The sequence below is a fragment of the Zhouia spongiae genome (genome assembly GCF_022760175.1).
Lineage (GTDB): Bacteria > Bacteroidota > Bacteroidia > Flavobacteriales > Flavobacteriaceae > Zhouia > Zhouia spongiae.
Window position 1 is genome coordinate 1,696,455 of the sequence record NZ_CP094326.1, and the last position, 12,829, is coordinate 1,709,283.

Below are 12,829 nucleotides of genomic sequence, written 5' to 3' on the forward strand. Positions count from 1 at the left end.
ATTTTTAAAAAATCCTTAACATCGATGATAAGAACATTTATATTTTCTTTCCTTTTATTAGGGTTGGCCTCAGTGTTAACCGCTCAAAATCAAAACATTACATTAGAGGAGATATGGGGAGGTGCTTTTAGTGCCGAAGGAATGGATGCATTGCATTCAATGAAAAATGGAAAGCAGTATTCCGTGTTGAATTTTGACAGGAATACCAGAACAGTCTCGATTGATAAATATGACTATAAAACCCTGCAAAAGGTAGAGACAATTTTGAGTTCTGCCGATTTGGACGGGATTCAATACTTTCAGTCATATAAATTTAGTCGGGATGAGTCTAAATTAATACTGGCAACCGAGGTTGAACCGGTATACAGGAGATCGCGTTTGGGTGTCTATTATATATATGATATTGTTTCAAAGAAGCTCACTCAAATAGCAGCTCAAAAAATACAGGAACCTACTTTTTCTCCTGATGGCTCTAAGGTAGCGTATGTGTTTGAAAACAATATATATATTAAAGATCTTGAAGATAATGGTTTAATTCAGGTAACCAAGGATGGTGAAAGGAACAGGATTATAAATGGGGTTACCGATTGGGTATATGAAGAAGAATTTAGTTTTGTTCGTGCATTCGACTGGAATGAAACCGGCTCTCATCTTGCCTATATCCGTTTTGACGAATCTGATGTGCCTACATTTTCTATGGATGTGTATGGGGAAAACCTTTATCCCTCGCAGCAGGTTTTTAAATATCCGAAGGCGGGAGAAAAAAACTCTGAAGTCTCATTGCACGTTTATGATCTGGATGCAGGTGTAACTTCTGATATAGATTTAGGGAATGCTTACTATATTCCCAGAATTCAATGGACAAGTGACAAGAGTAGGCTGAGCGTACAAGTGATGAATCGTCATCAGAACGATCTGAAGCTTTATTTTTATGATACAAACAATAAATCGTCAAAAGTAATCCTCCATGAAACGGATAAAGCCTATATAGATGTAACTGACAATCTTACTTTTTTAAACGACAACAGTTTTATATGGACAAGTGAAAAGGACGGGTACAACCATATTTATCTGTATTCAAAAGAGGGAAAGCTCATAAACCAGATTACAAACGGCGATTGGGAAGTAACAAACTATTATGGATTCGATCAGAAAACCTCAAGGATTTTTTATCAGTCGGTAGAAAACGGTTCTATTAATCGCGACATATATTCCATAGGAATCAATGGGAAAGGGAAAATGAGGCTATCTTCAGGAACAGGCACCAACGATGCTACTTTCAGTACGGATTTCACCTATTATATCAATACCTTTTCAAATACTGCAACCCCATATTTATATACGCTTAATCGGGCTAAAGATGGAAAACTACTAAAAGAGATTGTAAGTAATGAAGCTCTTCAATCAGATTTAAAACAATATCAGCTTTCCGAAAAAGAATTTTCTACGATCAATGTCAACGGTAATGATTTAAATATGTGGACGATCAAGCCAAAAGGTTTTGATCAAAACAAGAAATATCCTGTGTTAATGTACCAGTATTCGGGCCCTGGCTCACAACAAGTGGCTAACCGATGGAATGGAAGCAATGATTACTGGTATCAGATGCTGGCACAAAAAGGATACATCATTGTGTGTATCGATGGAAGAGGAACCGGTTTTAAAGGGGCCGACTTTAAAAAGGTTACTTATAAAGAACTTGGTAAATACGAGGTGGAAGATCAGATTGCTGCCGCAAAACAATTGGCAGCATTACCATATGTGGATGAAGAACGCATAGGTATCTGGGGATGGAGCTATGGAGGTTTTATGAGCTCTAATTGTATTTTAAAAGGGAATGATGTGTTCAGCATGGCCATCGCTGTTGCTCCGGTAACCAGCTGGCGTTTTTACGATACAGTTTACACAGAACGATATATGAGAACGCCACAGGAAAATGCAAGCGGATATGATGACAATTCACCAATTAACTATGCTTCCAATCTGAAGGGAGATTATTTATTGATCCATGGTACGGCAGACGATAATGTTCATGTGCAAAATACCATGCGTATGGCTGAAGCCTTAATTCAGGCGAATAAACAATTCGACTGGGCAATTTATCCAGATAAAAACCATGGAATTTACGGAGGTAAAACCAGGCTTCAATTATATACTAAAATGACCGATTTTATCGATGAGCATCTTGGAGATAGGATTGGAAAAGAACTTGAAGCTCAAGAAATGAAAAACTAATCAAATTATAGGATAGATATGTCGGAAGTAGTTAAACAAGCGCACCAAAAAGAGTTATTTGGTCACCCGGTAGGGTTATATGTCCTGTTCTTTACGGAGATGTGGGAACGTTTCTCCTATTACGGAATGCGTGCAATTTTGGTGTTGTACCTGGTGGCAGAAACAACAAAGGATAACCCCGGACTTGGGTGGACAAATGCTGAGGCATTACAGTTATATGGATGGTATACGATGTTGGTTTATGTAGCGTCTATTCCGGGAGGTATTATAGCAGATAGGATTCTGGGGCAAAAAAAATCGGTGGTAGTTGGAGCAATTCTATTGGTAATAGGTCATACGGTCCTGGCAATTGAACAAATGTGGGCTTTTTATACCGGTTTAGGCTTTATTATATCGGGAGTAGGAATGTTAAAGCCTAATATTTCTACTATGGTTGGCGGTCTCTATAAAAAGGGAGATATCAGAAGAGATAAAGGGTTTACCATCTTTTACATAGGCATCAATGTGGGTGCATTTTTATCGAGTTTAATTGTCGGGTATGTAGGAGAAGTATATGGCTGGCATTATGGTTTTGGACTGGCAGGGATATGTATGTTCTTTGGACTTGTTCAGTTTATACTGGGGCAGAAATATTTAAAAGGTGTCGGGGAGTATCTCGGTAAATCAGAAAAGATTGAAGAGAAGGAAGCATTGAAAAGACCACTAACCAGGATAGAAAAAGATCGTGTAATTGTACTGGTTCTTTCATTTTTAATGGTGATAGTGTTTTTTGGAGCTTTTGAACAGGCGGGCGGATTGATGAATATATATGCTGCTGAAAAAACGAATAGAATGTTGATGGGATGGGAAGTTCCGGCTTCATGGTTTCAGTCTCTTAATGCATTTTTCATAATTACCTTGGGAACTTTAGTGGCTGGTTTTTGGGCCAAAAGAAAACTTAAAGGAAAAGAAGCATCCTCACTATTCAAGATGATTATGGGACTCATTATTATGGGTACAGGCTTCTTGTTTATGACGGCGGCATCAGCTCAGTTTGAGAGTTCCGGTTCATCAGCAATGTATTGGTTGGTATTGGCATATTTACTCCATACTATAGGTGAACTTAGCTTGTCGCCTGTGTCACTTTCATTTGTTACAAAATTAGCACCGGCAAAGTACGCATCATTAATGATGGGGTTATACTTTGCCACTACTGGTCTCGGAAACAAACTGGCAGGTTTATTGGGAGAGTCGGCATCAACTTTTGGCGAGTTTACCGTATTTACAGGAATTGCAGTTTTCTGTATCGTTTTTGGGTTATTAGTTGGATTGTTTTTTAAGAAATTAAAAAGCTTAACACATGGAGCAGAGGATGATGAAAGAGAAATGAGTGATGTAGAAGAAAGTGGAAAAGTTGAACTGGAAAAGCAGAGCATTTAATTAATATCAAAAGATGATTACACAAAGTCAAGACATGTTTAAAGATAGAGTACTTGGGCATCCGGCCGGACTCTTCGTATTATTTTTTACAGAAATGTGGGAGCGCTTTTCCTATTATGGAATGCGCGCTTTATTAGTATTGTTTTTAATAAGTTCGGCCGATAAAGGTGGATGGTCCTGGGATCAGGCCGAGGCTTTAAGCCTTTATGGTACTTATACGATGGGAGTGTATTTGACTCCTGTTATAGGTGGTTTGATCGCCGACAGGCTCATAGGATACAGGTGGGCTGTTGTTCTAGGGGCTTTTATCATGACCCTGGGACATGCTTCCATGGCAATTGAAACCCCGTTCTTCCTCTATGCCGGTTTATTGTGTCTGGTTCTAGGGAATGGGTTGTTTAAACCAAATATGACATCGATCATTCTAAATATTTATAAAGACCATCCCGAGAAAAAAGACGGAGCTTATTCTATTTTCTACATGGGGGTTAATGCCGGAGCTTTTCTGGGTATTATGTTGTGTGGTTATATAGGAGAGAATGTTTCCTGGTCATGGGGGTTCGGACTAGCCGGAATTTTTATGTTCTTCGGAATGTTACAATTCTATTTCACCCAAAACATTTTTGGAAATATAGGCTTGTCCCCTAAAAAACTAAAACGACTGGAGAGTGCCAAGGGTGATTTCGTTGAATCTGAGGAGAAGGTTAAGGAAAAAGCAGCGCCTGTGCCCGGTAATGTGGTTCGTGACCGTTTAATAGCTGTTTTTATATTTTCAATATTTACAGTTTTTTTCTGGGCTGCTTTTGAGCAGGCAGGAGGGTCGATGACAATCTTTGCCGATCAGTTTACACAAAGAGAATTATCCGGAAACTATGGCCTGATATTCAGGGTTGTAGATGCAATGCTTACTATAATCCCATTAGGAATTATAACTTATGTGCTTATCTCATTATTTAAAATTACTTTTTCCAGGTATAGCGTTGGTAATATTATCTTGAGCCTTAGCTTTATCATTATCTGGGTTATTGTTTTATGGAAAGTATACAGGGATTACACCAGTGAATCTGTTGAAGTACCTGCTACCTGGTTCGGGATTTTGAACTCTCTGTTTATTATTACATTCGCACCTGCATTTTCTAAATGGTGGGAAAGCAGGTATAATTTGTCGGGACCATTAAAGTTCGGATTGGGACTTGTGCTTTTGGGGCTTGGTTTTGGATTTTTAGCATACGGATCGCATGCTATCGTAGGTTCGGATTTTGTTAAAGTAAGTATGTTCTGGCTGATAGCAGCCTACCTTTTCCATACGTTGGGCGAATTATGTATTTCGCCAGTAGGTTTATCATATGTCAGCAAACTGGTTCCTGCCAAATGGATAGGCCTGATGTTCGGGGTGTACTACTTGTTTATCGCTATGGGTAATAAACTGGCCGGTACCGTAGGAAGCTATATAGAAGTTATTCAGGAGAAATATTCTATTTCTACCTTCTTCCTTATTTTTACCATTGTCCCCGTAGTGGCAGGCTTGTTAATGGCCCTGTTGAGTCCGGTTATGAAGAAACTAATGCATGGAGTAAAATAAAAGCTGTTTTATTCAATAATATAAGCTCCCTTTTCACCTGTGTAGTGGAAAGGGAGTTTTTCTTTTGTACAGGTTTCTTCCCAACGCTCTATATAGCTTTTATAATTGCTTCCGTCTGCGATGATAAGCTTAGGGTTTAAGCTGTCGATAGCTCTGGAGAGGTGAATTTTAGGAGATTGTGTAAGTAAAATAATGGGAGAGGAAGGCTGGTCGCTTATGTATTGGCTTGTGCTATCGATAACAATAATTGTTTCGTTTTTAAACCTGTATTCGTTCCTTATTGGCAAATACACCGTATTGCTTATATTTTCACCCAGGCTGTAGCCGGATACAAGAGATTCTGATGCGTTTCGGTTATTTGTATAGACGGTAAGGCTGTCGTTTTGTATTGCCAGAAGTGTATTCCTGCTTTTATGGAATATAATAAAACGTTCCGTATGCGTTTGATTGAAACTGAAGAACAATAAGAAGACCGATGCGATTAAAACCGGGCAATAGCGGAGTGTCTTTTTTTTATTCTGTAGATTGATGAGGAATAAAATGATGCCGATGATCATCAGGTAGGTGGTTATGATGAGGTAAAGATTAAAAGGGATATCTTTAAAGATAAATGTTTCCTGTTGTGAAATCCATTTCACAAAATCATTCATGGCCTGAATCAGGGTGTTGTAAATTATCACTAAAGAAGGCGGTAATAAATTGAGAAGGCTTAATACAATGATCAATATACCACCGCCTATGATGACTCCTAAAAGCGGAATAATAACAAGATTGGAAACAAAAAATAAACCCGGGAATTGATGGAAGTAATATAAGCCTAAAGGAGCGACACCTATTTGGGCAGCTAACGATACAGAGGATAGTTTCCAGAAATAATCTGCTAACTTCCACTTAAAGCGCAATAGTCTGTACAGTAAAGGTTGTAGCCAAACAATAAAGAGCACCGCCGTATAGCTTAATTGAAAGCCGACATCGAATATAAAAACCGGCCTGAAAAGGAGTAAGAAGAATATTGAAATGGCAATAATGTTGTATGTACCGGCAGGTCTTTTGCGATGCCATGCATAGGCTAAAAAACTGAACATGGTTACAGCCCTTACTACTGATGGGGATAAGCCTGCTATAACTGCATATCCCCATAGAATCAGTATGATTAAAAAAAGCTTTATCGTTTTTCCATGTTTATAACGCGCCAAGGGACCAAAGACCGTATGAAGTATTAGCAGAAGTATGCCTATATGAAGTCCTGAGATGGCCAGAATATGAATAGCACCTGCATTGGCATAATCTGCATACGTTTCACTCGAAATCCCTTTTCGTTCTCCCAGCAGGAGGGCATTTAATATAGCCAGTACTTCAGGTTCAAAAGTTTGCGTTTCTAGGGAGGTTTGTATTTTTTTCCTGACGGCATGGGCTAATCCGACTATAGATGATGGCTCTTGAGGTTTTACGATATATTCTCCTTCTTGTAGATACAACTGATGGTGAATCAGCTTTTTTTTAAGGTGTTCTTTGTAATTAAATTGATGAGGGTTTAGTGGAGGCTTGACTTTTTGTGGGGTAATTTTGGTGTATATCAGGTCATCAGGTTTTAAATTAACTGTATTGAAGTCTTTTTTAATATTGACAACCAGGCTGCCTGTCGACTTGGTTTCGTTAATGCCGGTTACTTCAGCTTCAAGTCTTGAATAATTATCATTTGATTTTAGACTGCTTTTGATTTTGAGTATAAAAGTATTGTCTTGCCTGGTAACAATTAACCTTTCGAAATAGATAGAACTGTTTTTGGGGTTACTGAGATATATGCTCAAATAACCGATAAGGTATATTATCAGATAAGAGAGGATACTAAAAAGCAGTGATCGTTTTCTCCCTTTGATATACGTAAAAGTATAAATGATAAACAACGAAACCAATACCCCAGCGATATATGATAAAGGAATAAATAGAGAATACCCTGTCAGGATACCTGCAATCAGTAGGGCAGTTAAACGTATAGGTATAAAGTTCAGCAACTTCATTGTATGAATTTACTGAATTTATTTCAGGAATTAAACTATAATTATTATTGGGTGATAGTGATTTTCGGATTGGTTGGTTACAATAATCGTTTTGCCTTGATAAAAGCATATTTCCAATAGCCTTCTCTTAAAGAAGAAACCAATACTCCCCTGGAAGTGGTAGAATGTATAAACAGTACTTCAGATTTCGTATCCACAACCAAACCGACATGGTTTATTCTCTTGCTTTTTCTTCCAGTTGCAAAAAATAAAAGATCCCCTTTCTGTATTTCTTTAAGTTTTATGTCGACTCCTTGTTTGGCAATTTCAAATGAAGACCGGTTTACGGAAACACCATTGGTTGTATAGCTTTTATAGATAAGTCCGGAACAATCCATTCCGGATTTGGACATGCCTCCGAACTTATAACGGGTGCCCTCAAACGAGAGCGCAGTTCTTATGATGTTATCAGTTTGACTGGGGATTTTATTATTCCTGCCTTTTATTTCATCTTTACTTTCTTTAACCGGTCTGGCTTTTACTGAAACCGTTCTTGTTTCCCTTTTCTGAGACGCTTTTTTTGATGACCCGCAGGAAGTCAATATAAGTACAGGGAGTAATAAAAAAGGTAAGATTCGCTTCATAGTGTAGGTTTTGACGCAAATTACTAAAAATTGATTAATCATGAGCCTTGTGGAAATTAAGTGTTGGGAAAGAATTAAGTCCAACATGACAAAAAACAGTTTTTTAAAAGATTGTGATTTATAGATTTACACATGTAAAATAAAAAATATGTATAAATCCGTTTCAGCTGAGACCGCCGTTGAGTCTGTTAAATCGAATCAGAGAGTGTATATACAGGCAGCAGCCGCGGCTCCACAATTGTTAATAAGGGCATTAACGAACAGGTATCAAGATTTAAAGAACGTAGAAATATGTCACCTGCACACAGAAGGTGATGCTCCTTATGCAGATCCTCTGCTCAAAGAGCATTTTCATGTGAATTCTTTTTTCATCGGTCAAAATGTACGGCATACACTCAAGGCTGGTAACGGGTCGTATACTCCGGTATTTCTCAGTGAGCTTCCTCTATTGTTTAAACGAAATATTATAGATCTCGATGTGGCTTTAATTCATGTATCAGAACCCGATCGACATGGCTATTGCTCCTTGGGGGTGTCGATAGAGGCTACATTGGCAGCCATTGATAATGCGAGTTTAGTGATCGCTCAGGTAAATAAGCAAATGCCGAGGACTCATGGCGACGGGATTATACATATCTCGGAAGTTGACCTGTTTGTAGAATGCGACGAACCTATTCCTGAACACAAGCTGGCCAAGCCTTCTTCCGTTGAAGAAAAGATTGGGGGGTATGTGGCGGAGCTGGTCGACGATAAAAGTACCTTGCAAATGGGCATTGGGGTAATTCCGGATGCCGTACTTTCTAAATTAGCAGGACATAAAGATCTGGGGCTCCATACGGAGATGTTTTCAGACGGGGTAATTGACCTGATCTTAAAAAATGTCATAAACGGAAATTATAAAGCGATACTTCCCGGACGGTCGTTGGCTACCTTTCTGATGGGAACAAAGAGACTGTACGACTATGTCGATGACAATCCGTTTATCGAGATGCGCACTTCCGATTATGTCAATGATGTAGCAACTATCAAGAAAAATAATAAGATGGTAGCTATTAATTCGGCTATAGAGGTAGACTTAACAGGCCAGGTATGTGCAGATTCGATAGGAACCAGGATGTATTCCGGAGTTGGCGGACAAATGGACTTTATAAGGGGAGCTTCATTAAGTGAAGGCGGAAAAGCAATCATCGCATTACCTTCAGTTACCAAATCAGGAATCAGCCGGATAGTTCCTAAGCTTAAACTCGGTGCAGGGGTAGTAACGACCCGGGCACATGTGCATTATGTTGTGACCGAAAATGGAGTTGCCAACCTTTACGGGAAAACAATAAACGAACGTGCTAAGGCCTTGATGCGAATTGCACATCCTGATCATCAGGAGGCCATTGATAAAGAATTTTTTGAATATAAGAAATAAATCAAGAGCGGGTTTAAAAGGGATAAAGACCCTGTTGCAGATTTAAGTCCCGTAATTATAAAAACACCACCGGTTCATTTTGTCGCATTATAGGTGTAAAGAAGCAGTTCTTCCCTGTCATCAGGTAATTTGACAGTGCCTTCGTATTTTAATCCGAGTTTTTCCAGCAATCGTTGAGAAGCAAAGTTGTCTTTGGTGGTGATTGCATTGAGTCTTTCAATGCCAAATTCGGTAAAAGCCAGCTCTTTTAATTTGTCAGAAGCTTCATAGGCATAACCTGTTTTCTCATATTCAGGTAAGAAAGCGAATCCGATATCAATACCTTCAAGGCCTTCGCGGTCGTAAAGGCCACAAGTACCTGCTTTTTTACCATCCGATTTGCGGATAAGCGTATAGTTTGAGTATCCTAAATGCTTAAGTTGGGGTGTCATTCTTTCTTCTATGTAAGCAGTTGCAGCATCAATACTGTTAACACCCCGATCGCCGATATATTTAATAAATTTCGGGGTATTCATCAGTTTAAAGATGAATGCTGCATCTCCGGTATCGGTAGGTTTTAGTATAAGTCGTTCTGTTTCGTATGTTTTTATCTTTACCGGCATGTTGTTATAAATCGTATGTTAGGTATGGGCGCCACTATTCCTTTACAATATTACCAATAGTAACTTTGTAAATTCTGCTTTGACCGTTCTCCGGTTGATTGAGAGCTTCTATAAGATCGCGTGTTGAAGTAAAATTGTGTATGGTTTTAAAATCACTTCTTTTACTGGTGAAATATAAAACATTCGAAGAGGGATCGATAAACGGACAATAATCCATTTGTTTTGAATTGATTTCATTGCCCAGGTTCATGGCTTTTACCCATTCACCCTTTTCGTTTTTATAGCTGATATATAAATCGCCACTGCCCGCTCCGTCATTTCTGTTATAAGCGCTGAAGATCATATAGGATTCGTCAGGAGCTACATAGGCATTAAATTCATATCCTTCAGTATTGATGGTTTCGTTTAATGATGAAGGTTGCGCGTATGATGAGCCGTTCCACTCACTATAGAAAATATCATCTTTACCTTTAGTGCCAGAACGGTTGCTTGTGAAGTATAAGCTGTTATTAGCAACGACCGAAGGGTAAAACTCATCTTCGGGTGTATTTATGGGAGGCCCCGGATTGATTGGCGCTCCCCACTGAGCATTAATATCGGTCCTTTCAACATACCATATGTCGTAGTCTTTCGTGTTGTCAGTAGCTGAATTTACAGGTCTGTTAGATACGAAGTACAGTCGACGGTTGTCAGGAGATAGAAAAGGCTCCAAATCACTATATCTTCCTGAAAAAGAAACTATTTCAGGCTTATCCCATTGTCCGTTTACTTTGTGGACCCGGACAATAACAGATACTTCTCCAAGCAGACTCTGTACAGTCAGGTATGCTTCATTTCCTGTTTGGGAAATGGTAAAATCACGTATGTTATTAAACCCTTCAGGATGGATGAATACGGGCAGTACATTTTTATGTGATTGACCGTAAGATGTTATAACGGAGAGAGCCAGAGCTATAAACAGTAGTTTGGTGTTTTTCATATGCATAGCTATAAAAGCTGCTATTTAACAGGTTGGTTTTTCTTTTTTAAATAAAACTTAAATTGATCTGAGGATAATAACATCGAAACATCGGTGATGCTATCTACCTTAAATAGTCTTTTTTCTCCTTTGATCCGGATTATGATGGTGCTGTCTATGTTTTTCCAGGAACCATTCATTTTAGATCCTAATTGTGTAATGATCTCTGTTTTTCCGTTCTCCTTGAAATTATAGGAGGTTTTAGGGCTGATGTCGATATCTATGGTGGTATATCTATTAGAAGTTACTTTTACATACCGTTGCATTTTGGTTACTTGCCAGTTATTTGTTATTCTGTTTTTAAGGTTATTATTGTTGCAGCAGGACAGAAAAACGGCGGTGATTAAAACAAGAAGGACTTTAAGCGGTTTGTCTGAAGGCATGGTTTTGATGGAATTTGTTGGTCATGGTATAGGTTCAATAAATGATGTGATACTTTGTCCGAAAAAACTTTTTACGCGATCATCGAGATTTATCCCGGATAGCTATCAGGAACTCGGATGCTTGCCCTTGTGAAATGTTCCTAAAGGAATTTCACAGGGCTTGCGTCGAAATATTTTGCCCATGCGCGAGCTGGCTCCAAGGTAGTTTACCGGGTTGTTTAATTTCAATAGAGACAATGTTTTCTGTTGTACTTGTCTTTTTTAAATATGATTTTTTATTCTTGTTGGATTTTGTGGAATTTCATTACTGAGACGTCGTCTAGCCTCAGGTTCAATTTGCCATCGGTATCGATATTAAAATTATTGATCTTTTTCATCATATTTAAAAAGACACTTTCTCCTTCGCCGCAATACATCATGGTTGTAGGGCCCGGTTCGCCGAAAGAGATGGCATCCTCGTTAAGGGTATAGTCGGCAGTATATCCGTTGCAGCTATTGTTGCCTTCGACTTTCTGGTGTTCTTTGTTAAAAGTTATTTGAGGCTTTTTTTCTGGGTACAAGCCATCGAAGGCAATACGTGGCCCTGAGATGTATTCCAATTCCCAGGTGGTGTTATACAGTTGTTCGCTTTGCGATTTTTTGTTTGACGTACAGGAGGAGACGATCAGACTGAAAATAGCGATGAATAGAATTTGTGTAGTTTTCATAATTAGAAAGATTTATTATTGGTTATAAATTTACCTATTAGTATCAAGGCGATCATGATGAGGATAGCTACCCCAAAGATAATACTTATTTTAATGAAAGAATTTTCATAGCCTATTTCAGGGATATTTAAAAAAGGATAGGGATAAAATTTTGAGAAATGACCTCTGATAAGTATAAAAGCAAGGTAGGCTACTGGATAAACCAGCCAGCTTAGAACGGACTTTAACTGAAGTTCTTTTTCGGTGATATGTCTTCCCCAGTAAATCAGAGTCCAAAGGGGGATTACCGTATGTAATAGTTCGTCTACGAAATATTGTAGGCCCCTGGGGTGCCAAAGGTCTCTCAAAACAAATTGATAGACCAGTCCAACAATGAGTATAAATACCGTGAGTGCCGTTAAAGTGCCCTTTTTCCAAAACAGGTGAAACGGGGTGCTTTTGAAGCCCGTCAGACGGGTTGTGAAAAATAATGCTAAAAGTAAATTAGTCAAAATAGTGAAAAAACTGAAAAAACGAATAATCGTTTCAGGGAGATCTGTCTGCCTGGTTTGTATCATAATAATAAACTGAGCGATTATAGCGAACCACCCTAGTATAAACCCGATTGTTTCTGATACTCCTTTCATCCAAATTTAAATACTTCGGCCGGTAATAATCATAATATCAATTTTTCAAAATTAACGACCAACGGGTCTGTTCCTTGTCGCAATGACCTTTGCCGGATCGATATGCAGGCAGGTAACCCGGCGATCCTGTTCGCGGAGATATCGTTTATAAGGTAATTATATCTCCGGCCAGGTCAAGCTCCTTCTAAAATACTCG

Annotated in this window: 11 protein-coding genes; 4 read left to right on the forward strand and 7 right to left on the reverse strand. The window is 38.7% G+C overall.

Translation table 11 applies throughout. From position 1 onward, the window contains the following. The first annotated feature begins 24 nt into the window (after positions 1 to 24). From MQE36_RS07380 to MQE36_RS07390, 3 genes are read left to right on the forward strand one after another with little or no spacing between them, the layout of a single operon-like run. Entirely contained in the window at positions 25 to 2,235 is a 2,211-nt protein-coding gene (locus tag MQE36_RS07380; RefSeq protein WP_242938523.1) for a S9 family peptidase, read from the forward strand. Positions 2,236 to 2,253: 18 nt separating this feature from the next. Continuing rightward, the gene (locus MQE36_RS07385; RefSeq protein WP_242938524.1) at positions 2,254 to 3,654 is read left to right on the forward strand and encodes a peptide MFS transporter; all 1,401 of its coding nucleotides are present in this window, start codon (positions 2,254 to 2,256) and stop codon (positions 3,652 to 3,654) included. 34 nt (positions 3,655 to 3,688) lie between these two features. Beyond that, positions 3,689 to 5,236, forward strand: a complete 1,548-nt coding sequence (locus MQE36_RS07390; protein WP_242938525.1) for a peptide MFS transporter — start codon at positions 3,689 to 3,691, stop codon at positions 5,234 to 5,236. Between the two features lie 8 nt (positions 5,237 to 5,244). Here MQE36_RS07390 and MQE36_RS07395 read toward each other — a convergent pair whose 3' ends face one another. Continuing rightward, complete coding sequence (locus MQE36_RS07395; RefSeq protein ID WP_242938526.1) at positions 5,245 to 7,257, reverse strand: ComEC/Rec2 family competence protein; 2,013 nt, start codon at positions 7,255 to 7,257, stop codon at positions 5,245 to 5,247. Positions 7,258 to 7,334: 77 nt separating this feature from the next. Continuing rightward, positions 7,335 to 7,880 (reverse strand): C40 family peptidase, encoded by a 546-nt coding sequence (locus MQE36_RS07400; protein ID WP_242938527.1) that lies wholly within the window; start codon positions 7,878 to 7,880, stop codon positions 7,335 to 7,337. Positions 7,881 to 8,028: 148 nt separating this feature from the next. On the opposite strand from MQE36_RS07400, the gene MQE36_RS07405 reads away from it, so the two are divergent. Then, on the forward strand, positions 8,029 to 9,297 hold the full coding sequence (locus MQE36_RS07405) for an acetyl-CoA hydrolase/transferase family protein (protein WP_242938528.1): 1,269 nt from the start codon (positions 8,029 to 8,031) through the stop codon (positions 9,295 to 9,297). 74 nt (positions 9,298 to 9,371) lie between these two features. Here the strand turns inward: MQE36_RS07405 and MQE36_RS07410 are convergent, their stop codons facing one another. From MQE36_RS07410 to MQE36_RS07430, 5 genes are all read right to left on the reverse strand, one after another. Beyond that, complete coding sequence (locus MQE36_RS07410) at positions 9,372 to 9,899, reverse strand: GNAT family N-acetyltransferase (RefSeq protein WP_242938529.1); 528 nt, start codon at positions 9,897 to 9,899, stop codon at positions 9,372 to 9,374. 34 nt (positions 9,900 to 9,933) lie between these two features. Beyond that, positions 9,934 to 10,878 (reverse strand): TolB family protein, encoded by a 945-nt coding sequence (locus MQE36_RS07415; RefSeq protein ID WP_242938530.1) that lies wholly within the window; start codon positions 10,876 to 10,878, stop codon positions 9,934 to 9,936. 20 nt (positions 10,879 to 10,898) lie between these two features. After that, positions 10,899 to 11,300 carry a hypothetical protein gene (locus MQE36_RS07420; RefSeq protein WP_242938531.1) on the reverse strand — a complete coding sequence of 134 codons (402 nt, stop codon included), beginning with the start codon at positions 11,298 to 11,300 and terminating at the stop codon, positions 10,899 to 10,901. Between the two features lie 275 nt (positions 11,301 to 11,575). Beyond that, positions 11,576 to 12,007, reverse strand: a complete 432-nt coding sequence (locus MQE36_RS07425; protein ID WP_242938532.1) for an META domain-containing protein — start codon at positions 12,005 to 12,007, stop codon at positions 11,576 to 11,578. Positions 12,008 to 12,009: 2 nt separating this feature from the next. Next, positions 12,010 to 12,633 (reverse strand): Pr6Pr family membrane protein, encoded by a 624-nt coding sequence (locus tag MQE36_RS07430; protein ID WP_242938533.1) that lies wholly within the window; start codon positions 12,631 to 12,633, stop codon positions 12,010 to 12,012. Between the last annotated feature and the right edge of the window lie 196 nt (positions 12,634 to 12,829).